The 907-nt window shown below is 75.0% G+C and carries 1 protein-coding gene; it reads left to right on the top strand.

Annotation, left to right across the window (positions count from 1 at the left end; all coding sequences use genetic code 11):
- Nucleotides 1–483: 483 nt before the first annotated feature.
- A partial coding sequence (locus tag KUM32_RS33245) for a YceI family protein (RefSeq protein WP_254406491.1) occupies nucleotides 484–907 on the top strand: 424 nt, incomplete at its 3' end.

The following is a 907-nucleotide window of genomic DNA, read 5'->3' as shown; positions in this document are numbered from 1 at the left end:
CTGGTGGCCGTATCGCGAGGAGGGCGGCCAGTGGTATCCGGCCGGGCCCGCGGCCACCGACCCCGCGACGGCGCTGGCCGGCGCGCTCCGCAGCGACTGACCCACCGACCGGCGGCGCGGGGCGTACGGGCGGGGCCGGCCACGTCCGTACGCCCCGCGTCGGGCCCAGCCAACCGGGGACGCGGCCCGTGGGGCGCGTGAGCCGGAGCGGTACGCGGCGGCGCGTCCCGGGCGGTAGGCGGCCGACCCGGGACGCGCCGCGATGGCGTTGGCGACACCCCTGGGGGGCGGCCCGCCACGGGGCGAGCCGCCGGCCGATAGCCCCGTCCCGTTTGCGATGGCGACGGGGGTCTTGCGGGACCTTGTCCTTTCTGATGACACAATGCGGTGGTCGCACCTTCAACCACCTACTGCTCCAGAGAGGCCATGGGAATGGCATTTGCCCTGCTACGCCGTCGTCACCGCGTTACGGGGAGGGAGGCCATGCCCCTGCCACCAGGCTCCGGGTCGCTGGAATGCGTGGTGCTCGACCCGGTGCGACTCCCGCTCCCCCGGGCCGAGGTTTCCGTTCGCGACGCCGAGGGCCGTGAGGTCGTACGCGGCCAGACCGACCCCAACGGCCGCTTCGCGACGACCGTGCGGCCCGGCGCGTACGGCCTCTCCATCACCTCCGACGGCTACCAGCCCGTGCGCCGCGACTGCCTGGCCGCCGACGGCGTGCGCACCACCGTCGACTCGGTGGCCATGGACCTCGCCCCGCAGCCGTCGCTGCCGACGCCCGGCGCGTGGCGCATCGACCCCGACCACAGCGCGGTGCGCTTCGTCGCGCGGCACATCGGGCTCGCCGCGGTACACGGCCGGTTCAACCAGTTCGAGGGAACCCTGATGGTCGGGGAGCGCATGGAGG

This window comes from Streptomyces sp. AC627_RSS907 (assembly GCF_019049165.1).
The sequence above is the reverse complement of the archived record's forward strand: the minus strand, read 5'-3'. Positions and strand labels throughout refer to the sequence as shown.